The sequence below is a fragment of the Variovorax rhizosphaerae genome (assembly GCF_037889975.1).
Taxonomy (GTDB): Bacteria; Pseudomonadota; Gammaproteobacteria; order Burkholderiales; family Burkholderiaceae_C; genus Variovorax; species Variovorax rhizosphaerae.
The window spans coordinates 21,239-47,102 of the sequence record NZ_JBBKZT010000008.1; the positions used below are offsets into that span (position 1 = coordinate 21,239).

At 66.7% G+C, this 25,864-nt stretch carries 23 protein-coding genes; 11 read left to right on the forward strand and 12 right to left on the reverse strand.

All coding sequences use genetic code 11. The features are described from left to right. Positions 1-2: 2 nt before the first annotated feature. The 10 genes from WKW82_RS17660 to WKW82_RS17705 all read right to left on the reverse strand — a co-directional run bounded on the left by WKW82_RS17660 (position 3) and on the right by WKW82_RS17705 (position 11,612). The gene (locus WKW82_RS17660; protein WP_340343627.1) at positions 3-674 is read right to left on the reverse strand and encodes an amino acid ABC transporter permease; all 672 of its coding nucleotides are present in this window, start codon (positions 672-674) and stop codon (positions 3-5) included. A 107-nt stretch (positions 675-781) separates the two neighbouring features. Next, positions 782-1,609 (reverse strand): shikimate dehydrogenase family protein, encoded by an 828-nt coding sequence (locus WKW82_RS17665; protein ID WP_340343628.1) that lies wholly within the window; start codon positions 1,607-1,609, stop codon positions 782-784. A 4-nt stretch (positions 1,610-1,613) separates the two neighbouring features. Next, a complete protein-coding gene (locus tag WKW82_RS17670; protein WP_340343629.1) occupies positions 1,614-2,597 on the reverse strand; it encodes a 2-hydroxyacid dehydrogenase in 984 nt (327 codons plus the stop codon). Positions 2,598-2,618: 21 nt separating this feature from the next. Further along, on the reverse strand, positions 2,619-3,791 hold the full coding sequence (locus tag WKW82_RS17675; RefSeq protein WP_340343630.1) for a YncE family protein: 1,173 nt from the start codon (positions 3,789-3,791) through the stop codon (positions 2,619-2,621). After that, complete coding sequence (gene eda / locus WKW82_RS17680; protein WP_340343631.1) at positions 3,788-4,435, reverse strand: bifunctional 4-hydroxy-2-oxoglutarate aldolase/2-dehydro-3-deoxy-phosphogluconate aldolase; 648 nt, start codon at positions 4,433-4,435, stop codon at positions 3,788-3,790. Before eda ends, WKW82_RS17675 begins: the two co-directional genes overlap by 4 nt. Continuing rightward, complete coding sequence (edd, locus tag WKW82_RS17685) at positions 4,432-6,336, reverse strand: phosphogluconate dehydratase (protein ID WP_340343632.1); 1,905 nt, start codon at positions 6,334-6,336, stop codon at positions 4,432-4,434. Before edd ends, eda begins: the two co-directional genes overlap by 4 nt. 56 nt (positions 6,337-6,392) lie before the next feature. Beyond that, positions 6,393-7,808, reverse strand: coding sequence for a pyruvate kinase (gene pyk / locus WKW82_RS17690; protein WP_340343633.1), 1,416 nt, complete (start codon positions 7,806-7,808; stop codon positions 6,393-6,395). 9 nt (positions 7,809-7,817) lie between these two features. Continuing rightward, complete coding sequence (locus tag WKW82_RS17695) at positions 7,818-9,458, reverse strand: NADP-dependent glyceraldehyde-3-phosphate dehydrogenase (protein ID WP_340343634.1); 1,641 nt, start codon at positions 9,456-9,458, stop codon at positions 7,818-7,820. Between the two features lie 229 nt (positions 9,459-9,687). Then, complete coding sequence (locus WKW82_RS17700; RefSeq protein WP_340343635.1) at positions 9,688-10,479, reverse strand: transporter substrate-binding domain-containing protein; 792 nt, start codon at positions 10,477-10,479, stop codon at positions 9,688-9,690. Between the two features lie 92 nt (positions 10,480-10,571). Beyond that, positions 10,572-11,612, reverse strand: coding sequence for an HAD family hydrolase (locus tag WKW82_RS17705; RefSeq protein ID WP_340343636.1), 1,041 nt, complete (start codon positions 11,610-11,612; stop codon positions 10,572-10,574). A gap of 220 nt (positions 11,613-11,832) precedes the next feature. Between WKW82_RS17705 and WKW82_RS17710 the strand changes: the two genes are divergently transcribed. The 5 genes from WKW82_RS17710 (at position 11,833) to tcuB (ending at position 18,407) form a co-directional block, all read left to right on the forward strand. Then, positions 11,833-13,830 carry a YncE family protein gene (locus WKW82_RS17710; RefSeq protein ID WP_340343637.1) on the forward strand — a complete coding sequence of 666 codons (1,998 nt, stop codon included), beginning with the start codon at positions 11,833-11,835 and terminating at the stop codon, positions 13,828-13,830. A gap of 203 nt (positions 13,831-14,033) precedes the next feature. Beyond that, positions 14,034-14,558, forward strand: coding sequence for a hypothetical protein (locus WKW82_RS17715; RefSeq protein WP_340343638.1), 525 nt, complete (start codon positions 14,034-14,036; stop codon positions 14,556-14,558). A gap of 261 nt (positions 14,559-14,819) precedes the next feature. After that, the gene (locus tag WKW82_RS17720) at positions 14,820-15,746 is read left to right on the forward strand and encodes a LysR family transcriptional regulator (protein ID WP_340343639.1); all 927 of its coding nucleotides are present in this window, start codon (positions 14,820-14,822) and stop codon (positions 15,744-15,746) included. An 80-nt stretch (positions 15,747-15,826) separates the two neighbouring features. Then, positions 15,827-17,236, forward strand: coding sequence for an FAD-dependent tricarballylate dehydrogenase TcuA (tcuA, locus tag WKW82_RS17725; RefSeq protein ID WP_340343640.1), 1,410 nt, complete (start codon positions 15,827-15,829; stop codon positions 17,234-17,236). Then, positions 17,223-18,407 (forward strand): tricarballylate utilization 4Fe-4S protein TcuB, encoded by a 1,185-nt coding sequence (tcuB, locus tag WKW82_RS17730; RefSeq protein WP_340343641.1) that lies wholly within the window; start codon positions 17,223-17,225, stop codon positions 18,405-18,407. Before tcuA ends, tcuB begins: the two co-directional genes overlap by 14 nt. Before the next feature lie 202 nt (positions 18,408-18,609). Here the strand turns inward: tcuB and WKW82_RS17735 are convergent, their stop codons facing one another. Together WKW82_RS17735 and WKW82_RS17740 are read right to left on the reverse strand one after the other, a co-directional pair. Then, positions 18,610-19,764, reverse strand: coding sequence for a hypothetical protein (locus WKW82_RS17735; protein ID WP_340343642.1), 1,155 nt, complete (start codon positions 19,762-19,764; stop codon positions 18,610-18,612). Positions 19,765-20,032: 268 nt separating this feature from the next. Beyond that, positions 20,033-21,004, reverse strand: coding sequence for a LysR family transcriptional regulator (locus WKW82_RS17740; protein WP_340343643.1), 972 nt, complete (start codon positions 21,002-21,004; stop codon positions 20,033-20,035). 95 nt (positions 21,005-21,099) lie between these two features. Between WKW82_RS17740 and WKW82_RS17745 the strand changes: the two genes are divergently transcribed. The 6 genes from WKW82_RS17745 (at position 21,100) to WKW82_RS17770 (ending at position 25,857) form a co-directional block, all read left to right on the forward strand. Next, entirely contained in the window at positions 21,100-21,648 is a 549-nt protein-coding gene (locus WKW82_RS17745; RefSeq protein WP_340343644.1) for a GAF domain-containing protein, read from the forward strand. Positions 21,649-21,650: 2 nt separating this feature from the next. Next, complete coding sequence (locus tag WKW82_RS17750; protein ID WP_340343645.1) at positions 21,651-22,058, forward strand: VOC family protein; 408 nt, start codon at positions 21,651-21,653, stop codon at positions 22,056-22,058. Beyond that, positions 22,055-22,846 carry an alpha/beta fold hydrolase gene (locus WKW82_RS17755; RefSeq protein WP_340343646.1) on the forward strand — a complete coding sequence of 264 codons (792 nt, stop codon included), beginning with the start codon at positions 22,055-22,057 and terminating at the stop codon, positions 22,844-22,846. The genes WKW82_RS17750 and WKW82_RS17755 overlap by 4 nt, the downstream gene beginning before the upstream one ends. Further along, complete coding sequence (locus tag WKW82_RS17760; RefSeq protein ID WP_340343647.1) at positions 22,843-23,655, forward strand: ABC transporter ATP-binding protein; 813 nt, start codon at positions 22,843-22,845, stop codon at positions 23,653-23,655. The genes WKW82_RS17755 and WKW82_RS17760 overlap by 4 nt, the downstream gene beginning before the upstream one ends. A gap of 18 nt (positions 23,656-23,673) precedes the next feature. After that, positions 23,674-24,573 (forward strand): ABC transporter permease, encoded by a 900-nt coding sequence (locus WKW82_RS17765; RefSeq protein ID WP_340343648.1) that lies wholly within the window; start codon positions 23,674-23,676, stop codon positions 24,571-24,573. A 186-nt stretch (positions 24,574-24,759) separates the two neighbouring features. Next, positions 24,760-25,857: an ABC transporter substrate-binding protein gene (locus WKW82_RS17770; RefSeq protein ID WP_340343649.1), complete on the forward strand. Its 1,098-nt coding sequence runs from the start codon at positions 24,760-24,762 to the stop codon at positions 25,855-25,857. Positions 25,858-25,864 lie beyond the last annotated feature (7 nt).

Below are 25,864 nucleotides of genomic sequence, written 5' to 3' on the forward strand. Positions count from 1 at the left end.
GTTCAGCGCCGGTCGGGATAGTTGAGCGCGTTGTTGTAGATGGCCTTGAACAAGGCCGAGAAGCTCAGTGCCAGCGCCAGGTAGATGCCCGCCACGACGATGTAGATCTCGAAGCTGCGGAAGGTCTGCGATTGCAGGTTGGCCGCGACCGAGGTCAGGTCGTCCGCCGAGATCACCGACACCACCGCCGAACTCAGCATCAGCAGGATGAACTGGCTGGTGAGCGCGGGGTAGATCGCCTTCAACGCCGGCTTGATGATGATGAAGCGGAAGATCTCCCAGCCCTTGAGGTTGAGCGCCCTGCCCGCTTCGATCTGTCCCCGTGGAATCGATTCGATGCCGGCGCGGACGATCTCCGCGGCATAGGCCCCGAGGTTGACCACCATCGCCGTCAACGCGGCCGTGTAGGGCGACCAGCGCAGGCCGATGGACGGCAGTGCAAAGAAGAAGAAGAACAACTGCACGAGGAAGGGCGTGTTGCGGATCACCTCGATGTAGGCGTTCACGATGAAGCGCAACCACTTGGGGCCCGATGTCTTGCCCCAGGCGCAGAACACCGCCACCACCAGGCCCAGCAGCGTGGCAATGAGCGAGAGCTGGACCGTGATCCAGGTGCCCTTGAGCAGCAGTGGCCAGGCGGCCAGAACGGCGTCGAACTGAAACTGATAGTTCACTTGAAGTGTCTCCGTGTCCGGTGATTTCGATGCGATGGTGGATTGTATGAAACCGGTTTCAGAACAGCACTAGGGATTTCCCTCGGCGCGTTCAGAACCGCTTCAAGTCAGACGGGGGATTGCTGCGAGCGCGCGATCTCGTCGAGCAGCGCGGTGCTCATGACTTCGAAGGGCGCCGGCTTGCCCGTGTAGAGCTCGACCTGGCCGCAGAACTGATGCAGCAGCATGCGGGTGCCGTTCACGGCGCGACAGCCTGCGGCCTGCGCATCGCGGATGAGCTTGGTCTCGACGGGGATGAACGCGGCGTCCATGACGAAGAGATGCGCTGCCAGCTGTCCGGGATCCAGCGGGCTGACATCGGGGGCGCGATAGCCTGCGGCGGTAGCATTGACGACACCATCGAAATCCGCGGCATTGAAGGACGACGGCGCGCCCGCGAACGCGATGCCGAACTCGCGCGCAAAAGCCTCGCCGCGCTCCGCGGTGCGATTGAACAGCGTGACCTTCGCGCCGGCCCGTCGCATGCCCCATGCAATGGCGCGCGCCGCGCCGCCTGCACCCAGCAGCGCAACACGCCGGCCATCGAGCGGACTGGCCTCCTCGATGGCGCGCACCGCCCCGATGCAGTCGGTGTTGTAGCCCGTCAGGAAACCGTCCACGTTGTGGATTGTGTTGACGGCCCCGATCTCGCGGGCGGTGTCGTCCAGTGCGTCCAGGTGCGGGATCACCGTCTGCTTGTGCGGCATCGTCACGTTCAGTCCGCGAATGCCGAGCGTGCGCATCGCCTGCACGCCGCCCGCCGCGTCGTCGACGCCGAAGCATACGAAGGTGTAATCCACACCCAGCGCGCGGTACGCGGCGTTGTGGACCTTGACATTGAAGGTGAAGGGCGTGCCCGCAAGCGAGCCGCACAGGGTGGGGATGGAACTGGGCATGGTGCTACACCTTGGAGAGATCGAATGCGGCGACCGGCTTCTCGCCGGCCAGCGCCTTCAGGAGGTTGTCGGTTGCGAGTTCGGCCATGGCGCGGCGCGTCTCGTGTGTCGCAGAGCCGATGTGCGGCAGCGGCGTCACCATGGGGTGCGTGCGCAGCGGCGAGTCCTGCGGCAAGGGCTCGATAGCAAATACATCGAGACCGGCCGCGCGAAGATGGCCGCTGTCGAGCGCGTCGAGCAATGCCGCCTCCTGCACGATGGCACCGCGCGACCCGTTGACGAAGATGGCGCCCTTCTTCATCCGCGCAAACGCGCGAGCGTCCATCAGTCCGCGGGTTTCCTCCGCGAGCGGCAGGGTCAGGGCGACGATGTCGGCGCGCGCCAGCACGTCTTCGAAAGGCAGCCGCGATGCGCGGCCGGCCAGCTCCTGTGGCACCGGCACGTCGAAGGGATCGTGGAACAGCACCGGCATGCCGAAGCCCAGTGCGGCACGGCGTGCAACCGCCTGCCCGATGCGCCCGAAGCCGAGCACGCCGAGCGTCTTGCCATGCACGTCCCAGCCGAACAAGTCTTCGCCGATGTTGCGCGTCCACTGGCCTTCGCGAACCAGCGCGGAGAGTTCGACGAGTCGACGCGAGGTCGCCATGATGAGCGCGAACACCGTGTCGGCGGTGGTCTCGGTCAGGACGCCCGGCGTGTGGCACAGCACGATGCCGCGCTGCTTCAGGCAGGCCAGGTCGTAGTTGTCGATGCCGACCGAGATGCTGGAGATGACCTCCAGCGCAGGCGCCAGCGCCAGGTCGTCGGCAACCAGCTTGAAGCTCGATCCGATCAGGCCTTGCGCGTCATGCAACGCGGCACGAAAGCGCGGCAGTTCTTCGGCGCGGCGCGGGTCTGCAACGGTCACGTCATGCTGCGCGCTGATGCGCCCCAGCAGATCGTCCGGCAGCTTCCTGAACACCACGACTTTTTTTCGCGATCCACTCATTCTTGTTCTCCTTGGTGATTCTCAACGCGGCATCGAACGGATCGACGAAGGGCCACCGGGAACGGCGAGGCGCTCGCCAGTGTCGCGCAGCTTGCCCGCATCGACGGCGAAGACGGCGATCTGCTTCTCGACATTGAACTGGACAAGGATGTACTTGCTGTCGGCGGTGAACACCACGCCCTGCCCGCCCTCGCCCGCGGGCAACTCGCCAACGCGCTGCGCCTGACCGTCCCGGATCTCGAACAACACCAGCTTGCCGCGCTCGCGGCGGCCCGGATTGTCCGGCTTCAGGTTCGAGCCGTCCATGGACTGCGCGGCGATCCAGCGCCCGTCCGGCGAGATCGCAGCCGCTTCGGGCAGCGAAGGCACCGTCATGTGCTGGACCGCGCGGAACGGGCGCCGGGAGATGTCGATCAGCGTCACCGTGTCGGCATCGCCGGCGAGCACGCCCACATCGCCCGCCAGGCCCGCCAATCCGACATTGCTGACGACAGCCCATCGGCCATCACTCGACACGTCGACCGAGTAAGGCGCGATGCCACTGGAGACCCTCTCTCGTCGTGTCGTGACCGCGCCCGGCAACACGTCCAGCACCACGACACCCTGCTCGTCGCGAAGCGCCACCAGCGCCGACTTGCCATCCGGCGTGAAGCTGATGCCGGCCAGGCGCCCTTTTGACAATGCGAGGTCGCCGGTGGCCACCAGCGTCTTGCCCTTGATCTCGAACGACGTGACGGTGCCACCCACGGTGGCCGCCAGCAGCACGGTGCCGGCGCGGTTCACCGCCAAGCCCTGCGGATGGTGCGCGACCGGCACCTTCGCGATCACGCGCGGCGGGGTGGCCTCGAGATCGACGAGTTGCAGGTAGTTCTCCAGGATGTTCTTCTGCGCCGCATGGTCGTAGCGGTTTGGCGCCGAGACGATGGCCAGCTTGCCGTCGGGCGTGATCGCCACCGCCTGCGGCGGGCCGGCGATGGTGGCCGCAACGTCCACCGTCGCGACGATGCGCGGCGGAAAGTTGGAGGCATCGATCACGTTGAGCGTGTCGGGGCCGGTGTTCGTCGGAAAGGTGTCGCTGCCTGCGACGCGCTGGTACTTGGCGTCGTTGGTCGAGACGATCAGGTCGGCCGCGAGGGCTGGAGTGGTCATGGCAATGCCGCAGGCCAGTGCGGCTGTGAGTTGGGAGAAGTTCATGAGGCTCGGCTTGCGAGTGCGGGGCGCGCCAGGGTGCAGGCTTGCCGCGCGAGTTCACTGATACGCGACCAGTCCTTGCCCGCCACGGCGTCGGCCGGCGTGAGCCACGAGCCGCCGACGCATGCGACGTTGGGCAGCGCGAGGAAGTCCGCAGCGGTGGCCGCGGAGATGCCGCCGGTCGGACAGAAGGTCACATCGGGAAACGGGCCGGCCATCGCCTTGAGCATGCCGATGCCGCCCGCTTGCTGCGCCGGGAAGAGCTTGAGTTCCGTGTAGCCGGCAGCGCGCGCAGCGATGACGTCGGACGGCGTCATCACGCCCGGCAACAGGGGCAATGCACTGCCGCAGGCCGCCGCGATCAACTCGGGCGTCAGGCCCGGGCTCACGCCGAACACCGCGCCGGCCTTGCGGGCCCGCTCGAAGTCCCGCGCCTGCGTGATCGTGCCCACGCCGGTGATGGCGCCTTCGACCTCATTCGCGATGGCCTCGATCGCCTTGAGCCCTTGCGGCGTGCGCAAGGTGATTTCGAGCACGCGGATGCCACCGGCCACCAGCGCGCGCGCCAGCGGCACTGCGTCGTCCAGTCGCTCGATAACGATGACCGGGATCACCGGCCCGGTGCGCATGGTGTCCAGGATGTTCATGCCTCGACTCCCTCGGCAAAGACGAAATGGCCATGCACAGGCGCATCGTGGGATCCGCCCGTCGCGCCAGCAGGCTCCGCAGCCTGGAAAGTGATGGCGCCCTCCTCCGCGCCCAGCGCGTTGGCACGGAAGGCTGCAAACAGATCGCGGCCCATGCCGTGGCGAGACTCCTCGAGATCGGCGACCGCGGGCTCGCGTGCCAGCCACTCGGCAGCGTCGACGCGCGCTTCGAGCACGCCGCGCTCGCTGTCCAGCACGAGCATGTCGCCGTCGCGCACCCGCGCAAGCGGCCCGCCTGCGAGGCACTCCGGCGTCACGTGAATGGCAGCCGGCACCTTGCCTGAAGCCCCCGACATGCGCCCGTCCGTGACCAGCGCCACACGAAACCCTTGGTCCTGCAACACACCGAGGAGCGGCGTGAGCTTGTGCAGCTCAGGCATGCCGTTGGCACGCGGACCCTGGAAGCGGACCACCGCGACAAAGTCGCAGTGCAGTTCGCCGCGGTCGAAGGCGGCCATCACCGCCTCCTGCGTGTCGAACACCCGAGCCGGCGCCTGCACCACGCGGTGCTCCGGCTTGACCGCCGAGGTCTTGATGACGGCCCTTCCCAGGTTGCCGCCGAGCAGCTTCAGGCCGCCGTCGGAACTGAACGGTGCCGATGCCGGCGACAGCACGCTGGTATCGGGGTCCGAGCGTGACACGTCGCGCCAGGCCAGGCGCCCGGCTTCGTCCAGATGCGGCTGTTGGCTGTAGCGTGCCAGCCCGCCGGCGCCAGCCACCGTCAGCGTGTCGCCGTGCAGCAGGCCCGCGTCGAGCAGTTCGCCGATCACATAGCCCATGCCGCCGGCGGCATGGAAATGGTTCACGTCCGCCTTGCCGTTCGGATAGACGCGCGCCAGCAGCGGCACCACATCCGACAGGTCGCGAAAGTCGTCCCAGTTGATGACGATGCCGGCCGCGCGCGCGATCGCGACCAGGTGGATCGTGTGGTTGGTCGAGCCGCCCGTGGCGAGCAGCCCGACGATCGCGTTGGCGATCGCACGCTCGTCGACCACGTGGCCGATCGGCGTGTACTCGTTGCCCTCTGCCCCGATCTCGACAGCCCTCCTTGCAGCCGCGGCGGTCAGCGCGTCGCGCAACGGCGTGCCCGGATTCACGAAGGCCGCGCCCGGCAGGTGCAGGCCCATCACCTCCATCAGCATCTGGTTGCTGTTGGCCGTGCCAAAGAAGGTGCAAGTGCCCGCGGAGTGATAGGACTTCTCCTCGGATTCCAGCAGCGCGGCGCGGCCGACCTCGCCCTTGGCGAAGCGCTGGCGCACGCGCGCCTTCTCGTCGTTGGAGATGCCCGAAGGCATCGGGCCGCCGGGCACGAAGATCGTCGGCAGGTGGCTGAACTGCAAGGCGCCGATCAGCAAGCCGGGCACGATCTTGTCGCAGATGCCCAGGCACAGCGCGGCATCGAACATGTTGTGCGACAGGGCCACTGCCGTCGACATGGCGATCACGTCGCGACTGAACAGCGACAGCTCCATGCCGGGCTCGCCCTGCGTGACGCCATCGCACATCGCGGGTACTCCACCAGCGAACTGCGCGGTCGCGCCAGCTCCGCGCGCCGCCTGCTTGAGCAGCGCGGGGAAGCGCTCGAAGGGCTGGTGCGCCGACAGCATGTCGTTGTACGACGAGACGATCGCGAGATTGGGCCGCCTCAGTTCACGCAGCATGATCTTGTCGCCCGCCGGCGCCGCTGCATAGCCATGCGCCAGGTTCGTGCAGCCGAGGGCCTGGCGGATCGGGCCTTTGGCGCGCGCCTTTTCGAGGCGGGCCAGGTAGGCGGTGCGCAATGGCGCGCTGCGGCTGCGGATGCGGTCGGTGACCGCCTGAAGCACTGGATGAAGGCTCAATGGAATCTCCTCGAAGGGGTTGATGCGTCGACCGGGCGTGCCTTGCGGCACGCACCTCATGCGCGTGCGATGTGCAGCAGGTTGGTGGTTCCGGCCTGGCCGAAGGGCATGCCGGCGGCGATGACGACGATGTCGCCGGATTTCGCATGGCCTTCACGGATGGCCACCGCGCAGCCCGTCTCGACCATGCCGGGCACATCGCTCACGTGGTGTTCCACATGCACCGAGTGCACGCCCCAGGCCAGCGCCAGTCGCCGTGCGACGGGCAGTTCGGGCGTGATGCTGAGCACGGGCACCACGGGACGCTCGCGCGCCGCACGCAGGCTCGTGTAGCCGGACCGGGTGTAGGTGATCATGGCCGCCACCGGCACCAGGCTCGCGGTCTGCCGCAGCGACGAGCAGATCGCATCGGCCACGGTGGATTCGGGCGCGCTGTGCGACGCGTCGATCACCGTGCGGTAGTGCGGGTCGCGCTCCACCTCGGCAATGATGCGGTCCATCATCGCGACCGACTCGCGCGGGTACTGGCCGGAGGCCGACTCGGCCGACAGCATCACCGCATCGGCGCCGTCGTAGATCGCGGTGGCCACGTCGGAGGCCTCGGCGCGTGTGGGCACCGGAGCGCTGATCATCGACTCGAGCATCTGCGTGGCGACGATCACCGGCTTGCCGGCATCGCGGCAGGCCCGCACGATGCGCTTCTGGATGCTGGGCACCTGCTCTGCCGGCATTTCCACGCCGAGATCGCCGCGCGCGACCATCACCGCATCGGACAGCGCGACGATGGCATCGAGCCGCTCGATCGCCGCGGGCTTCTCGAGCTTGGCCAGCACGCCCGCGCGGCCCTGCACGATGTCGCGCAACTCCTGCATGTCCTCGGGCCGCTGGACGAAGGACAGCGCCACCCAGTCGACGCCGAGTTGCAAGCCGAAGTCGAGGTCGGCGCGGTCCTTCTCGGTCAGGGCCGAGATCGGCAGCAGCACCTCGGGAACGTTGACGCCCTTGCGTTCCGACAGCACGCCGCCGGCGACGACGGTGGTGTCCGCGAAGTCGGCGCCGCAGGCGTGCACGCGCAGGCGGATCTTGCCGTCGTCGAGCAGCAGGTCGGTGCCCGGCTTGAGCGCCGCGAAGATCTCGGGATGCGGCAGCGGTGCGCGCTGCTGCGTGCCAGGCGTGGTGTCGAGGTCGAGCCGGAACGCGTCGCCCGCGGCCAGCGTCACCGGACCGTCGGCGAAGCGGCCGACGCGCAGCTTGGGGCCTTGCAGGTCGAGCAGGATGGCGATGGGCCGCCCAGTCTCCTTCTCGATCCCTCGCACGATGTCATGGCGTGCGCGATGCTGCTCATGGCTGCCGTGGCTGAAGTTGAAGCGGAACACGTCCGCGCCGGCCTCGAAGAGTGCGCGAATGGTCTCGGTGTCGGAGCTGGCCGGCCCGAGGGTGGCGACGATCTTGGCGTGGCGTTGTCGATGCATGGTCTGCCTTTAAAGAATGAAGCCGGTGTTGATGAACTGCGACTTGTGGTCCTGCACGATCGCGTTGAGCAGCTTCTTGCTCGGCTCGGTCTGCTTCGCGGCGACCATCGAGCGGATCGAGAAGGCCCGCAGCGCGTCGGCCACGGACAGCGTCCCTTCGGCCGAGTCCTTGCGTCCCGCGAAAGGAAACACGTCGGGCCCGCGCTGGCACTGGCAATTGATGTTCACGCGGCAGACCTGGTTGACCAGCGGATCGACCAGCGCGCCGATCTGCGCGGGATCGGTGCCGAAGATGCTGACCTGCTGGCCATGGTCCGAGGTGATGACGTAGTCGAGCGCGGTCTCGATGTCGTCAAAGGGCATGATGGGCACGAGCGGGCCGAACTGCTCCTCGCGGTAGAGCTTCATGCCCTCGCGCACCGGGTACACGACCGCCGGCGAATACAAGGTCTGGCAGAACTCGCCGCCGCCCTCGTTGACGATGTTCGCGCCCTTCGCCTTCGCGTCTTCCAGCGCCTCGGTCATGTAGGCGGTGCGGTGCAGGCCCGGCAGCGGCGTGATGCTCACCCCCGCCTCCCATGGCATGCCGACCTTGAGCTTGCCCAGCTCCTCGGTGAAGCGCTGCACGAAGCGCTCGACGATCGAGCGGTGCACGATGAGCATCTTGAGCGCCGTGCAACGCTGGCCGTTGAAAGACAGCGCGCCGAGCAGGCACTCCTTCACCGCAAGCTCGATGTCGGCATCGGGCAGCACGATGGCCGCGTTCTTTGCGTCGAGCCCGAGGATGGCCCGCAGGCGGTGCGACTTCGGATGTTGCTTCTTCAGGTGGTCGGCGACCTTGCTCGACCCGATCAGCGCCAGCACGTTCACCTTGCCGGATGCCAGCAAACGCGGTACCACGACAGCGCCCGGTGCATAGATGGTGTTGATGACGCCCGGCGGAAACGCCGTGCGAAACGCCTCCAGCAAGGGATGGAACAGCAAGGTGCCGTACTGCGGCGGCTTGAACACCACCGTGTTGCCCATGAGCAGCGCGGGAATCAGCGTCGCGAAGGTCTCGTTCAGCGGATAGTTGTACGGCCCCATGCAGAGCACGACGCCCAGCGGCGTGCGGCGGATCTGGCCGATCGTGCCCTCGGCAATCACGAAGCGCGAACTGCCGTTGTCGAGTTCCTTCAGCGATTCGATGGTGGCCTGGATGTATTCGACGGTGCGGTCGAACTCCTTGCGCGAATCGGCGAGGCTCTTGCCGATCTCCCACATGATCAGCTTCACGATCAGCTCGCGTTGCTGCGCCATCTGACGAACGAACTCCTGCATGCAGCCGATGCGATCGGCCACGGCCATCGTCGGCCATGCGCCGCGCCCGTTGGCATAGGCGGCCACGGCCGCGTCGAGCGCGGCATCGCTCTCGGCCTCGCCCATGACGGGGTAGCTGCCGATCTCGACCTGCTTCACGTCGCCGGTGGACGGGTCGCGTGTGCAGACGGGGGACAGCACCTTCTTGCAGGGGCCGTTCCATTCGATGAGGTCACCGCGAATCAGCGAGTGCCTCTGGTGCAACGGCGCGGGCAGACGATGCTCTGCGGGAATGTCTTCGGGAGCCGGGAAGTGCTGCGCAAGCTGCGCGCGGCGGTCGAGGGTCGTCATCTGGGAGCCTTGGGTTGATTGCTGGGCGGCCGGAGTGCGCACAAGCGGCAGCGGCCGGCATCGGGAAATCACTGGAGCCGCTGACGCCAATATGAAACCGGCCTGATTTTTTGGCGAAAGCCATCCCCTCAAACCGGTCGATCCGGTTTGCTGGAAACGTTGGAGAGGTGGCCCGGCCTACGCTTGGCGGGGCGTTGCTACGTCCGGGGCCGAACGCGCCTCGAAGCGATCACTGCAACTTCGGCAGGTCCACGCCAAGCCACTTGCGGTACAGCTTGTTGAGTTCCCCGTTGGCCGTGTTGCGGGCGACGAACTCGTTGATGTTCTTGAGCAGGTCGTCCTGGCCGGGCCGCATCACGATGCCCATGAACTGCTGGCGGAGCACGAACTTCTCTTCGTAGGCACCGGGTACACGCTTGGCGATCTGGTTGGCGACGATGGTGGGGCAGCCGATCGCGTCGACCTGGCCGGAGATCAGCGCCTGCATGGCCGAAGAGTCGTCATCAAAGCGGCGGATCTCGGTGCCCTCCGGCGCGGCGGCCGTGAGCGCGACGTCCTGCGTGCTCGCGCGGGTGACGCCGACGCGCAGGCCCTTGAGGTCCGCTGGCGTCTTGATCGGCGTCTTGACTGTGCCGTAGAGCACGATGGTGGCGGCCGAGTACGGCGTGGAGAACTGCACCTGCTTCGAACGCTCCGGCGTTATCGCGAGGACGGCCACCAGCGTGTCGACCTTGTTGGTCAGCACGTAGGGGATGCGATTGGGTCCGGTCACCGTCACCATGTTGAGCTTCACGCCCCAGTCCTTGGCGAGCAGCCGGGCCACGTCCGCGTCATAGCCATCGGGCTGGTTCTGCGCGTTGGTCGTGGCGAATGGCGGGACATCGACCATCACCCCCACCGTGATTTCGCCCTTCTTCTTGATGTCGGCCATGGTCTGGGCAGACGCGGTGAATGCGGGCAGGGCCATTGCGAAAGCAAGGCCGGAAACAAGCAAGGCGCGGCGGGAAGCGAAGCGGATCATGAGGTCTCCTGATGTGGTGCCTCATTGTATGAAACCGGTTTCAGAACGCAGTCTAGGGATTTCCCTTAGGCCTGCTCCCTTCAAACCGTCGATCAGGGTTTCGGTTCGGCAAACACACGCTTCCAGTCGTTCTTCATGCTGACCACGACCCAGTTCCTGCGCACCGCCTCGTCCCAGGCCTTGTCGAGCTTGCCGAACGATGACGTGCGGTCATACGCGAACTCGCGCGCGGCGTCGTCGTGGTGCACCAGCAGCGCCAGGCTGCGTCCGGGGCCGGCGACGGTGTACTGCAGCATCTGCAGGTCGCCGTCCGAATTGCCGAAGGCCAGGATGGGCCGCTGGCCAATGTGCATGTAGATGCCGACCGGCTTGCCCGGCCCGTCATTCAGGAAGGCGAGGCTGGGCTCGCGCATCAGCCCGCCGTTGCCGTCGAACTTGATGCCCTGCGACGAGCCGACCACCTGCTCGGGCGGAATGCCATAGGTGGCCTGGGTCCAGGGCCGCATCAGGTCCATCGTCCCGCCCGAGACGATGAAGGTCTTGAAGCCCTTGGCCCGCAGATAGGCCAGCAGTTCGAGCTGCGGCTGGTAGACCGTCTCGACGTAGGGCCGCTTCAGCACCGGATGCCGCGCGGTCGCCAGCCACTGCCGCACGGACTTGTCGTACTCATCAACCGACATGCCGCTGTTGCCCTGCACCAGAAGTTCCAGCAACGGCTTCTCGCCACCCGCCAGCGCGCCGCGCAGGTCGTTGGCGGCCAGCGCCTTGTAGACGGCATTGTTGGCCCACTCCGGATGCTTCGGCGCGGCTGCCTTGACCTGGTCGATCATGAAGGCGAACTGCGTGTACATGGGCTGCTCGGCCCACAGCGTGCCGTCGTTGTCGAAGGTGGCGATGCGCTGCGCCGGCGGCACGAAGCCGGGCGAGCCGTCCCGCGTGACGTCGTCGACGAAGGCCACGATCGCCTTCTTGGCCGGGCCGTCGTTCCAGGACGGCAGCGGGTCGCCGCCGGGAACGCTGGCGCAGCCCGCGAGGAGCAGCGCGATACACGCCGAGGCAAACGCGGCCGACGCGCGGCGCCATCCTCGCATCAACGGGTTGGGGTTCGCTTGCTCGTTCGATGTCATCGTCATGCCATGACCTCCTGATTTGGATACGACCTTCCAGACTAGACCGGGCGGCACGATCAGCCCATTGCCCTTTGGGGCAAAGGTTCTATGCACTTCCGTCGGTGCGAGCCATGGGGTATGCCTTCAAGGGGATGGTTTCGGTCACCGCCCAGGCATACAACATCGTCACCGCGATTGCGCAAGGCACTTCGCCGACGACGACGCGGTCATCAGGAGGATTCAAATGACCACACAAACCCCGCTCGTGTCCGGACTCGGCGGCGCCATCGGCAGCAGCTTTCGCAGTGCGCAGAACCAGCTTGTCTTCGTGGAGTTCGCCGGCAAGCTGTCGCGCCTGAACCTGCTGCCCTCGGCCACCATCGTGTCGTCGGGCACGACCATCCTCAAGGGCACCTTCACCTTCGACCTCGACACCGGCGTGCAGGGCGGCACCGGCGCGGGCTACGACATCTGGTGGGAACAGATGACCGCCACGGCGCGGCAGATGGCGGTGCGCAACACGGCGCGCATCGTCAACCTGGGCGTGGTCAGCTTCACCACGCTGGGCGCCAGCAACCTGCAGACACTGATCTACGGCACCGCGCCGATCCCCGGCAACAACGACGCCAGCAACAAGTTGGTGAACGGCGACGTGTTCGCGGTGCGCACCAGCCAGGGCAACTATGCCAAGGTGAAGGTCGTCACCTACGGCTACGACATGAAGATCCAGTGGGTCACCTACAAGCCGACCCCGGCGTATGCGGTGATCGGCACCGGCTACACCCAGCCGGAAGACGTCAAGGTCGGCATCGACAACCTGCATGCCTACGTGACGGAGCGGACCGGCACGCTGGTGCGCGTCGCGCTGGCCAGCGCCAACCGGTCTGCGGCGACGGTGATCACGACCGGCATGAATGCGCCGCACCAGATCTTCCTCGACGAGGCGCACAACGCGGCCTATGTCGTCGAATTCGCATCGCCCGGCCGGCTGTGGCGCGTCGACCTGACGAGCGGCGCCAAGACCGCGGTGGTGTCGAACCTGCAGAACGCCGTCGGCCTGGTGTTGAGTTCGGACCTGCAGTTCGCCTATGTCAGCGAGCAGACCACGGGCCCCGACGCAGGCCGCGTGAGCCGCATCCAGATCAGCAATGGCGCCACCACCAAGCTGGCCACCGGCCTGGTGGCCCCCTTCTATCTCACCTGGTCCGATGCGTCGCAGAACACGCTGCTGGTCGCCGAGCGCGACCCGGCCAATCGCATCACGAGCATTGCGCTGGGTGGCGGCACCGCGCTGGTCGTGGGCGGGGTGCCTGCGCGCCCTTCATCGGTGGCGATGATCGGCACGGGGCAGATGCTGGTGTGCAGCGACCAGGTGGTCGAAAAGGTCGAGTTCACGCCCTTCGTGGCGACCGGGCCCTTGCTGATGGGCATCGGCTTCATTCCCTTCGACAAGGTGCAGGCGAGCGGCCTGGCCACCACCGACCCGGGCTATTTCTTCCCGGTGACCAACGTGCCCTTCGGCGGCACGCTGCCGCTGATGATCAACTTCCAGCGCGCGGCCAACAACGGCGCGAAGTACTACCGCGTCAAGATCGACGGCGTGCTGCGCAACGACGCCTGGACCGACTACAAGTGGAACGGCACCACCTACGTGCTGCAAACCATCGGGCCGGTCAACGTGGGAAGCAATCCGAACTTCTATCCGGTGCATCCGATCGCCGAGCTGTTCCTGTGGATGAACCCGTCGCTGGGCATGCTGACCAACTCGACCAACCTGTCGAACGGGCTGCACACGATAACGGTCGAGTTCACCACCAGCACCGGCGCCGTGATCGAGAGCAGCACGCCGTTGACGATCATGGTCAACAACCAGTCCTGCAGCGCCGCCCTCGCTGCGCCGACCATCAGCGGTGTTGGCGCCGACACGGTTTGCGGCCTGCTGCACTACGGCGTCAAGACCAATCCGAACCCGGTGACGATGGCGCTGACGGCCACGCATCCCGCCAACTACGCGACGTGGTCCTTCTCGCTGATCAAGGGCGTGAACCAGCTGCTGGCCGTGGGCGGGCCGGTGCCTGCGCCAGCGGCCCCGGTCACCATCACGGTGGCAGCGGCGCTCGGCACCTGCGACGTGGCCGGCTTCGCGGAGTACCTCTACGTGGCGACGACGATCAACAACGGATGGGGCCGGCAGAGCCAGTACGACGCTTCGGCAGCATTTGCCTTCGTGCTGGCGGCTTGAGGCCAGCAGATCGCCGCTGGTCAGGAGGAGAAAACCCGCGGTGCCGTGAGGCCAACTGCGAGAACATAATGCGAACTTCTTACCTTCCTCCACCTGGGCATGCCCGCCTTCAGCGCCGATCAGTCACCTGGTGAACTCATTGCGGCGGACACGCCGGTGGTGCCGGCCGCGCCCACACCGGCGCCATTCGCGGGACTTGCGCCATGACCAAGTTCTGCGAGGCGTGCCACTCCCCCAACAAGGACAGCGCGAAACACTGCATCGGCTGCAAGGGCAGGTTCTCGGGCTACCGCTTTTCCGCCAACACCGTGGCCTCCGAGTTCGCCGATTCGCGCGAGGCGTCGGCGGCGATGTACCTGCCGCCCTGGAAGCCGGAGCCGAGCAACGGCATCCTCAAGGGCAAGGGCCTGCTGGTGCTGTTCGTGCTGTTGGTCGTGGGCGCCTTTGCGTACTGGTATGCGCTCCGGCCCGAAGGCGGCAGCCTGCCCCTGAAGAACCTGACGTCCAACCTCGGGCAGAAGACCGCAACGCCATCGGAGCCCGGTCGCCCCGTGGTCATCATCGAGCACCGATCCACATCGAAGCAACTCATCGAAAGTGCCGCACCGGTGGATGCAGCACCGGCTGCGGCCCCTGTGCCGGCGAGTGCTGCCGCGGCGGTGGCGGCGCCGAAGGAAAGGCCCTGCACCGATGCGACCGTGGCGCTGGGCCTTTGCCAGAAGCGTTGAGCGGCGGTGCGCGGCCCTCTGGCGGTTCTGAACAAGCCGTCCGGGGCGCGCGCAAACCCGCGGGGACTGCTCACTGCGTCGCGCAAGATCGTTGGAGCCCGGCTGTCCACCATGTGGCGCTGCGTCAGTGACGGCGTGGGCACCCATTGATCCCATTGATCCCATTGATCCCATTGATCCTATTGATCCTATTGATCCTATTGATCCCCGAAGACTGCCTTTTGGGGATGATCGGCATGCGCTGACTTTTTGGACACGGCCATGGAACTGCGGCAACTGCGATATTTCGTCAAGGTGTGCGAGCTCGGCAGCATGGGACGCGCGGCGCTGGAACTGGGCGTCGTCACCTCAGCATTGAGCCAGCAGATCAGCCGGCTGGAAAGCGAACTGTCCACCCGTCTGCTGCAGCGCCAGTCGACCGGCGTGACGCCGACCGACGCAGGCCTTGCCTTCCTGCAGCAGTCCCAGCTCACGCTGCGGCATGCCGACGAGGCGGTGCGCGCCGCGCAGCAGGCCCGGCTTTCCGGCCACGTCAGCATCGGCTTGGCGTCGACCACCGCCTCGGTGCTCGGCGTGCCGCTGATGCAGGCGATGAGCGAGCGTTATCCCGCCGTCCGCCTGCACCTGGTGGAGGCGCTGTCGGGGCACCTGGCCACCATGCTCAACGCGCGCCAACTGGACCTCGCGATCCTGTTCCGGACCGAGACCGCTCGGCGCTGGAGCGTGATGCCGCTGCTGGACGAGCGGCTCTACGTGATCGGCGCCGCCGGATTGCCGGGACTGCCGGCCAAGTCGCGCGTCCGCCTGGCGCAGATCGGGACGCTGCCGCTGATCCTGCCGAGCGGCACGCACGGCTTGCGCGCGCTGATCGAGGCCGCCTTTGCGCGGGTGCGCGTCACGCCGAACGTGGTCGCCGAGATCGACGGCCTCGCCTTGTTGATGGAAGCGGTGCGCGCCGGCCGCGGCGCCACCATCCAGCCCGGTGCAGTCACTGCCCGCCTCGGCGACGGCAAATTGGTACAGGCCGTGATTGCGGATGCGCAGTGCGGCCGCAGCAACCTGCTGGCCAGCGTGTCGAATGACGAGCTGTCACCCGCTGCGCTGGCGGCCCGCGTGGTGCTGACCGACGTGGCACGCGCCCTGGTGCGCGATGGCCGCTGGCCCGGCGCCACCCTTCACGAACACTGAAGACCCGTTGCCGGGTTCGCTGTTTCGCGCGCAGCCGTTGCTGCCTACAGTCGCCTCATCCCCACAAAGAGGCAAACCCCATGATCGATGTCCTGGTCGTCGGCGGCGGCAACGCCGCCCTGTGCGCCGCGCTGATGGCGCGCGAGGCAGGCGCCAGCGTGCTGCTGCTCGAATCGTCCCCCCGCGCCTGGCGCGGCGGCAACTCGCAGCACACCCGCAACCTGCGCTGCATGCACGATGCACCGCAGGACGTGCTGGTCGATGCCTACCCGGAAGAAGAGTACTGGCAAGACCTGCTCAAGGTGACCGGCGGCCTCACCGACGAGCACCTTGCCCGCCTGGTGATCCGTGCCTCGTCGGACTGCCGCGACTGGATGCGAAAGCATGGCGTGCACTTCCAGCCACCGCTGTCGGGCGCGCTGCACGTGGCGCGCACCAATGCCTTCTTCATGGGCGGCGGCAAGGCCCTGGTCAACGCCTACTTCCGCAGCGCGGAAAAGCTCGGCGTGCAGGTCCGCTACGACACGCCGGTGGTGTCGATCGAGCGCGATGGCGATCGCTTCGTCGCCGCCCGCACCACCAGCGGCGAGCGCATCGAAGCCAGGAGCTGCGTGCTGGCAGCGGGCGGCTTCGAATCCAACCTGGAATGGCTGCGCGAAGCCTGGGGCGTGAACGAGCGCGGGGAATGGCCGGCCGACAACTTCCTGATCCGGGGCACCCGCTTCAACCAGGGCGTGCTGCTCAAGCACATGATCGAATCGGGCGCCGACGCGATCGGCGATCCGACGCAGGCGCACATGGTCGCCATCGATGCCCGCGCGCCACTCTACGACGGCGGCATCTGCACCCGCATCGATTGCGTGTCGCTGGGCGTGGTGGTCAACCGCGAGGGCGAGCGCTTCTACGACGAGGGCGAGGACTTCTGGCCCAAGCGCTATGCCATCTGGGGCCGGCTGGTGGCACAGCAGCCGGGCCAGGTCGGCTACTCGATCATCGACCAGAAGGCGATCGGCCGTTTCATGCCGCCGGTGTTTCCCGGCACCACGGCCCGCACGCTGGCCGAACTCGCGGGCAAGCTTGCGCTGCCAGAGCAGGCCTTCGTCGACACAGTCGAGGCCTACAACGCCGCCTGCCGCGTCGGCACCTTCGACCACACGACGCTGGATGACTGCCACACCGAAGGCCTGGCACCCGCCAAGACGCATTGGGCGCGACCGCTCGACACGCCCCCCTTCCACGCCTACGCGTTGAAGCCCGGCATCACCTTCACCTACCTGGGACTCAAGATCAACGACCGCGCTGCGGTGCACTTCGGCGGCCGGCCCAGCCCCAACCTGTTCGTGGCCGGCGAAATGATGGCCGGCAATGTACTCGGCAAGGGTTACACCGCGGGCGTCGGCATGGCGATCGGCACCGCCTTCGGCCGCATCGCCGGCCAACAGGCGGCCGCTGCCGCCGCCACAAGGAAAGTCGACCATGCAAGCGCTTGAAGTCCTGACCCGCGAGGCCAGCATGCTGGCCAACGGCGGCACGCGGGTGATCCCGATCCTGAATGCGCGGGAGGCCGAGGTCGGCCGCCAGATGCAGATCTGCAACGCGTGCCGCTACTGCGAAGGCTTCTGTGCCGTGTTCCCGGCGATGACGCGGCGGCTGGAGTTCGGCAAAGCCGACATCCACTACCTGGCCAACCTGTGCCACAACTGCGGCGCCTGCCTGCATGCCTGCCAGTACGCGCCGCCACACGAGTTCGCGGTCAACGTGCCCAAGGCCATGGCCGAGGTGCGCGGCCAGACCTATGCCGACTACGCCTGGCCGCCGGCGCTGGGCCGCCTTTACCAGCGCAACGGCCTGACGCTGTCGCTGGCCCTGTCGGCCGGCCTCGCGCTCTTCCTGATCCTGGCGGTCGCCATGAAGGGCACGCTGTGGGGAGGCGGGCTCGGCGGCAGCTTCTACCAGCTGTTTCCGCACAACCTGCTGGTCGGCATGTTCGCGCCGGTGTTCCTGTACGCGACGCTGGCGTTGACGATGGGCGTGCGGCGCTTCTGGCGCGAGGTGACGCCGGCCACCGGCGGCGCACCGATCAACGGGCCGGCCGCAGCCGAGGCCACCGATGCCGTGCTGCGCCTGAAATACCTGGATGGCGGGCACGGTGAAGGCTGCAACAACGAGGACGACGCCTTCACGCTGTGGCGCCGGCGCTTTCATCACTTCACCTTCCATGGCTTCCTGCTGTGCTTCGCGGCCACGGGCGTCGCCACGCTCTACCACTATGTTTTCGGTTGGGTCGCGCCCTACGAATGGCCCAGCCTTCCGAAGCTGCTCGGCGTGGCCGGCGGCGTCAGCCTGATGATCGGCACCGCTGGCCTGTGGCGGCTGAACCGCAGGCGCCATCCGCTGCATTCCGACGCCGCGCAAAAGCCGATGGACCTGGGCTTCATCGCACTGCTGTTTCTCACCAGCGCGAGTGGCCTGGCCCTGTGGCCGGGACGCGGCACGCCGGCCCTGGCCGTGCTCCTGTGCGTCCACCTCGGCGCGGTGATGGCGCTCTTCGCCACCCTGCCCTACGGCAAGTTCGCGCACGGCATCTTCCGCAGCGCCGCGCTGCTGCGCCATGCGATCGAAAAGCGCCAGCCGAGTCCGATCGGCCTGGGCGACGAATGAACGGCATGACCAGACAACCAGTAGCGAGAACCACCCAGGTGAACCGAAGTCATCTGTTGCAGTCCGCCATGCTGGTCGCACCCTCCTTGCTGCTGCCGCCGCCCGGCCATGCGCGACTTTCCACAGGCAAGGCCCGTCACGTATGGCAACGGTCCGGCGGACGGCTCGACGATGTCGAGGGCCGCTGCGGCGCTCGTGAGGCCTAAGCTTTCTTGGTCCTTTGCCGGTCCTCCGATGCTTCCTCTGGGCTCTTCTCGTGCGGCTTCACCGTCGAGCGGATGACCATCAACTTGTTCATGACGTCGAACCAGAACGGCGCCCCGAACGACAGGGCGAACGCCGTCAACAACCAGCCGACCACTGACCACGCGATCACCTGCCAGTCCTGCCTCCTGAATTCTTGCCACTGCGTCTGCGTCCAGCCGATCGGCAGGCTCAATTTCACAAAGCGGTCGATTGCCTTGGTCACGTTCGCATCGGGGTCCGATGGCTTTCCTGGCTCTGCGGGCGTCCCCGGCGTGCCTTGGGCCTCCGGGGAAGTGCTCGCCGGCGCAGACGGCGCTTCCGGCGCCCGAAGCCTATCGACACTGGCTTTCCGCTCCGGAGACTTCGCACTTTCGACGGCCGTTTCGACCAGCCGGGTCCGAACCGCCTCATTGGAGGCCAGGAACTTCACCATGAAGATCGCATCGACGTTGAGGCCAACGGCCACGACCAGGCCCAGCACGAAAAGAATCTGCTGGGTCTCCCGCTTGAACCAGCCCGATACACGGTCCATCGAACCGTCGTACCAATCCTGAACCGCCTTCACTCCCTTTTCCACATCCTCGCCGGACTCCGCCAGCGCTGCGAGCAGTGCTCGCGCAACCCTGGAATCCTTCTGTTCCTGCAACGCCAAGCGCACCTCGCTCAGCTTGAGCTCACCGAGGGCCACCGCTGTGGAGTTAGTGCCGTTGCCTTGAGCCAGCCCACGCGTACGCGCGAGATCCAGCAACGCAAGCGCTGCCGAGCGCGCAGGAATGTAGGCCGGCATCTTTGTCCGTCCCACGAAGAAGCTCATGAGGTACTTGGGGATCCAGAGGCCCAAGGTATTGCGCTTGTACTGGAGGAGCTTCTTGTCAAACGGCCCCGAGTAGAGCGACTCGATCAGCGGATGGCCATAGAACTTCACAATAAGTTCATCGCCCTGCACGCCTGTGCCTGACTTCAACGGGGCGTCGCCGCCCAGCACCTCTTTCAGGCCACGTCCCAGCAGCTTGGCGCGATCCTGGAGTCGCGCCTCGATGGCCTCTCGAATCGCGGAGACCACAAGACTGAGCATAAGGAAGATGAACACCATTCCGATGGCCATTTCCAAGGTGGCGGATCCAAGCATTCCGAACCTCCATCAAGACAGACGGGACTCCAATGGCGGACGCAGCTTCCTTCTGATCGAAGCTTGCCTTCGCTTCTCCAGTGCGACGCCATCATGCGCACCTTCCTGCAGGTGCGCCTCCCCAAGTGATGTGAGAGTCACTGGCCGGGAGCCACATCAGACGAGTGCCCCGCAGACCAAGTACCCGATACGCAGTCGGGGAAGCGAACCGGACCCTGAACCGCCCCGGATCTTGAGGAGGCTCGCTCGATCAGGCAGCCTCTCGCTGCAGCGCCCGCGCAACCTCCCCTACCGCGGCCCTCAGCGACTGCACGGTCGGGTGTGCCTCCAGTTCCTTCAGCGTGAAGAAGCTCACCGGCGGCAGGTTCCAGCTCATGCGGTAGGGCAGCGCTGCGCAGTGCCCGGAGCGCGCCATCTCGGCCACGACGTCGCGCGCCAGGATGGAGACCGCGTTGGGCTCCGTGCGCAGCACCATCTCGATGCTGCGGATCGACGTGGTCTCCAGCATCGGCAGCGGCGGTTGCACGCCCGCGCCGACGAAGATCGCGTTGTAGGTGCGGCGCATGGGCGTGTTGGGAGGTGGCAGGATCCAGTCGAGCTGCGCCATCCGCGCCCAGTCCAGCGGCCCGCGCGACAGCCGCTTGACGCTCTTGGCGCACACGACCAGGCAAGGCGCCTGCTCGTAGATAGCCTCCTGCACCAGGCCCGTCGCGTCGCCGTCGTAGGAACGGCCGATGGCGCAATCGAGTTCGCGCGCGACAAGGCCGGCGACGAGTTCATCGGTGGTGCCTTCGCGCGTCATCACGGCCATGCGCGGCGTGCGGTCCAGCAAGTGCGTCAGCGCGGCGGACAGCAAGCGTTGCGGCACCTGCTGCGTCAGGCCCAGGCGCAGCCGACCGCTCTGGCCGGCGCCGAGCGAGGTGAGCACGCGCGAGGTGGCCTCCAGTTCGGCCAGCCATCGGCGCGCGTAGTGCAGCACGGCCTCCCCGCTCGGCGTCGGCACCAGGCCCCGGCTGGTGCGCTCGAACAGCCTGCTGCCGAAGATGTCCTCCGCCTCGTGCAGCGCCTTGGTGATGGCCGGCTGGCTCAAGCGCATTTCGGCGGCCACGCGACCAAGCGTGCGATGGCGGTCGATGGCCGCCAGCAATGACAACTGGCGCAGCTTCAGGCGGGACAGCAATGCGTGCTGCAGGTCGGTGGCGGGGTCGCGAACGCTGGGCATCGTCATAACTCCACGGTTATCGGGTCATCAGAATTTAGTGCATTTTGGTGATTCGGGATGCCTAGACTTTGTCCATGCCTTCAACCACCACGTCAATGCAAACGGCCCCGATCGCCGCCCTGCTCGATGCACTCGCCGACGCGCGAAACGCCGACGACGCCCTGCGCGAAGTGGACCGTTGCCGCCGCCAGATCGCAGGCGAGAGCATCTTCAGCATCCAGCAGAATGTGACGACGGCGCAGGACCCAGCCGACGAGATCCGGCTGAGCCGCTTCTACTCGTCGGAAGCAGAGCGCTATCCGGTGAACGGTGCCAAGCGCAAGACGCTCACGCCGTGGACCGAATGCCTGTTCGTGCAAGGCCGTGTGTTCATCGGCGAAGGCGCGGACGAACTGGCGCGCCACTTCGATGACTTCGAGCTGATGCATGCGCAGGGCCTGCAGAGCGTGGTCAACGTGCCGCTGCTGCGGGGCAACCTCTGCTATGCAACCTTCAACGTGTTCGGCACCTGTGCGCGCTGGTTGCCGCAACAGATCCTCGGCATCCGCCTGATGGCGCTGGCTGCCGCGCGGTGGGTGCCGGTGGCGCCCGACCTCGCTCAACGGTTCATCGGGGCATCGCTACGCAACCCCGTGGAGGCTTGACCATGCCCGTCACCGCACTGCACCACTTCACGATCCGCTGTACGCCGGACGAGCTGCCGCCGCTGGTCGACTTCTACACCCGCGTCATGCGCCTGCAGGTCGGCGCGCGGCCGGAGATCCCGGCGCCGGGCGCATGGCTCTATGCGGAGGGGCAGCCGATCGTGCATCTGTACGCGCACCTTTCGAAGGCAGACGCATCGGTGCAACCGGTCACGGGCCCCCTGGACCACATCTCCTTTCGTTCACGCGGCCTGGAGGAGATGCGCGAGCATCTCACTGCACTGGAGGTTCCCTTCGCCGAGGCACCGATCCCGGGGTGGGACATTCATCAATTGTTCCTGCACGACCCGCGCGGGCTGAAGATCGAGATGACCTTCTGGATGGACCAGGAACCAGGGAGCGCACGATGACCGACTTTGTCCAGGCCGGCGAGGTTCGCATCGCCTTCGAACGCACGGGCCAGGGCCCCGCCATCGTGCTGATGCACGGCGCGGAAGCCTCGCGCAGCATGTTCGCCGCGCTGGTGCCGCACCTGTCGAAGCACTTCACCGTGATCACCTACGACCAGCGCGATTGCGGCGAGACCGAAGGCCCCGAGCGCGCGGCCACGCTGGCCGATCTGGCCAACGATGCGCAGTTGTTCATCAAGGCGATGGGCTTCAAGCGGGCGCATGTGTTCGGCTCTTCGTTTGGTGGACGCGTGGCGCAGGCGCTGGCCTTGCTGTATCCACGGGTGGTCGATCACCTGGTGCTCGCGAGCACCTGGCCACTGCCCCGTCCGTACGAGGAGTTGTGCCCGGACGCGCGCCGCCTGGCCGAATTGCGCAGCGGCTTGCCTGGCACGGCGGAAGAGTTGGCGACCTGGTTCTTCCCCGAAGCCTTTCTCGCGCAACGGCCGGAATTGCGGCGCATCTTCGCCAACGCACGGCCCGCTACGGCGCGTTCCGCACGGCGCGCCGCCACCGTAGCGAGCACACTGGAGAACGGCGTGGCGGACATCGTCGCCCCCACGCTGGTCTTGGCCGGTGAACTCGATCGCGTCGTGCCTGCTTCGGTGACGCTGGCCATGGCGGGGCGAATCCGTGGCGCCGACGCCGTGCTGCTCCCGGCCATCGGGCATGTGACCTCGATGCAGGCGCCTGAGGTCCTCGCCCATCACATGGTCCGCTTTCTGAGCCCTCAAGGAGTCAAGGCATGAACACCACGCTTCCAAAGCCCGCGCAGTCTGCAGCCGGCAAGTCGGACTACATCCGCATCGAAGGCCTGTCCAAGAACTTCGGCGCAGGCAACGACGGCGTGCTCGCGTTGAAGCAGATCGACTGCACGATCCAGCAAGGCAGCTTCGTCACCATCGTCGGTCCCAGCGGCTGCGGCAAGAGCACGCTGCTGCGCATCCTGGCCGGCCTGCTCGACTACGACATCGGCAACGTGGTGCTCGACGGCCAGCCGATCCATGGCACGCGGCGCGACGTCGGCGTGGTGTTCCAGAGCTCCATCCTGCTGCCCTGGCGCACCATCCTCGAGAACGTGATGCTGCCCGCCGAGGTGCTCGGCATCGACAGGAAGCAGGCGCGCGAACGGGCCATGCAACTGTTGCAGATGGTCCGCCTCGAAGGCTTCGAGCACAAGCTGCCGCGGCAGCTGAGCGGCGGCATGCAGCAACGCGCCTCCATCGCGCGGGCGCTGCTGCACGACCCCAAGATCCTGCTGATGGACGAGCCCTTCGGCGCGCTCGATGCGATGACGCGCGAGCGCATGAACCTCGAGCTGCAACGCATCTGGATGGAGAGCGGCAAGACCGTGGTGCTGATCACGCACTCCATCCCCGAGGCGGTATTCCTCGGCGACAAGGTGTTCGTGATGTCGCCCCGGCCCGGCACGCTAGAGCGCGTGCTGCCCATCGACTTGCCGAGGCCGCGAACGATGGAGGTGATGTCGCACCCGACCTTTGCCGCCGCGACCGCTTCCATCCGCGAGCGCTTCTCGCATGCGGCTTCGTTTGATTGAAGAAAAAGAGGTGCTGCCATGACCACTGCCACGATGAACGCCGAATCCGCCCCGCAAACTGACGTCCGCAAGACGAGCCCGGCCATCGTCGCGGCCTCGCCGCCGAAACCGCGCCGCACCAATCCGCTGGCCTCCACGCGCGTTCAATCCATCCTGCTGCTGTTCACGCTACTGGGCTCGTGGGAAGCCGCCGTGCGCGTGTTCAAGTTGCCCAGGCACCTGGTCCCGCCGGTGAGCGACATCGCGGTCGCGTTGTGGCGCGGCCTGGCCACCGGGCCGATGGCGAAGGACGGCTTCTGGTACCACGGCGGCGTCACGCTCGCGGAGATCCTGCTGGGCTTCGTGATCGGCAGCGGCATCGGCCTGGCCATCGGCATCATCGTGTCGCAGATGCCGAAGGTGGAGGCGCTGGTGGAACCCTATGTGGCCGCGCTGCAGAGCGTGCCCAAAGTGGCGGTGGCGCCGATCATCGTGGTGTGGCTGGGCTTCGGCATCAGCTCCAAGGTGGTGATCATCTGCCTGCTGACCTTCTTCCCGGTGCTGGTGACGAGCATCGCGGGGTTCAAGGCGGTGGACCCGGACCGCATCGATCTCTTGCGCTCGCTGTCCGCGACGCCGTGGCAGATCTTCCGCAAGGCCAAGTTCCCGAGCGCCCTGCCCTACGTCTTCGCCGGCCTGAACATGGCCGCCGCCTTCAGCGTGGTGGGTGCGGTGGTGGGGGAATTCGTCGGGGCGCAGGCGGGGCTCGGGGTGCTGATCCTGCAGATGGAGGCGCAAGCCGACACGGGCGGCAGCTTCGCGGTGTGCGTCGTGCTCTCGGTGATCGGCATTGCGCTGACCAGCTTGTTGCGGCGCGTGCAACGGCGCGTGCTGCACTGGATGCCGGCGGACGCCTCGCAGCGCACGGTGAACGCCTGAAATGTGGCCCACCTCCGAATGTGCCTGCGGCGCACCCCTCAAGGAGGCGCACCCTGCGGCCCGGCAAAACCGGTTCCGCGGGTGCCCACGAACAGGCATTGCTCCCCTTGGCTGCGGCGCGCGATTCAAGCCGCACAAACCTTTTCTTGAACGCATGACCGGCGCAGTCCGGCGAAGGAGTGGACCATGTTGACACGACGCAATTTCGGTTTGGGCCTGGGCGCCCTCGGACTCACGGGCGGCCTGCCGGCCCTGGCGCAGAACGTGCGCATCATGCGGGTGGCAAACACCGCGGCGGTGAACGATCCGCAGCAGTGCTTCGTCACCGCCGGCCAGTCGCCCCGGCTCAACTTCTACAAGTCTGGCGGCGTCGATGTGGAGTACGTCAACATGTCGAGCATGACCCAGGCGCTGCAAAGCCTGCGCGCAGGCCATGTGGAATTCGGCCCCGCCGTGCCCGGCATCCTGCTGCCTTCCATGGCCAAGGATCCGTCGCTGGACCTGGTCAGCGTCTACAAGTGGCTGCCGCGCAATGCCAACACGATCGTCGTGAAGCCCGGCAGCCCGATCAAGACGGTGGCCGACCTGGCGGGCAAGCGCATCGGGGTGCGCAGCCAGGGCGACAGCGGCGTCGTGATCACCAAGACCATGCTGGCCGAACTGGGCCTGAAGGACGACAAGTGCGAGTACATCGCCATCGGTGACGGCGCGCCGGCCGGCGCTGCCATCGACAACGAGCGCGTCGATGCGATGGTGGCCTTCGACACCGCCACCGCCCGCATCGAGCTGGTCGGCACCAAGCTGCGCTACGTGCCCCTCACGCCGAAGTTCGCCCAGCTGGGCTCGGGCTGGATGTGCGTGCCGCGCAAGCTGTTGAAGGACGAGCGCAAGAACCTGGTGGCCTTGTTCCGCGGCATCGCCAAGTCCACCATCTTCTCGAATGCCAACCTCGACGCCGGCATCGACCTGCACTGGTCCGTGTACCCCGAGAGCAAGCCGAAGGGGCGCACCGAGGACGAGGCGCGCAAGGAACTGGCCTTCATCCTGAAGGACCGCAAGAACAGCTGGATGCGCCGCCCCGACGACCCGGACCAGCGCATGGGCGCCATGTCATTGGCCGAGTGGAAGGCCAACATCGAGATGGCCGCCGAGAGCAGCAAGAACCCCAAGCTGGCCGAGGAGCTGGGCGACCCGAACCGCCTGTTCTCCAACGAATTGATCGACGAGATCAATGCCTTCGACAAGCAGGCGGTGGTGGACATGGCGAAGTCGTTCAGGGGTTAGGTCCCTG